At 63.1% G+C, this 244-nt stretch carries 1 protein-coding gene; it reads right to left on the bottom strand.

The window, feature by feature from the left end; translation table 11 throughout:
* Positions 1-226: major capsid protein (locus ACLJNW_RS27755; protein WP_410961799.1), on the bottom strand; the 226-nt coding region annotated here is incomplete at its 3' end.
* Positions 227-244 lie beyond the last annotated feature (18 nt).

The following is a 244-nucleotide window of genomic DNA, read 5'->3' as shown; positions in this document are numbered from 1 at the left end:
ACATGCTGTAGATCAGGCCGGCAACGGCCAGGATCACCAGGGCGCCGACGATGTAGCCGCCAATGGCCTTCATATCGCCCTGGCCATCGGTGATCGCCGATTCCACCGCGCTGGTGTCGATCACCCCGGCGAAGGCCGGCAGCGAAGTCGCGGCAGTGACGGAACCGGCGATGCACAGGTTGCGGAACGAGGCGACCGGGCTGAACTTGGCGATGCGTTGCTTCATTGCTTTCATGGTGTTTCC

It is taken from the genome of Salmonella sp. SAL4457, assembly GCF_046548235.1.
Classification (GTDB): Bacteria; Pseudomonadota; Gammaproteobacteria; order Enterobacterales; family Enterobacteriaceae; genus Salmonella; species Salmonella enterica.
The sequence above is the reverse complement of the archived record's forward strand: the minus strand, read 5'-3'. Positions and strand labels throughout refer to the sequence as shown.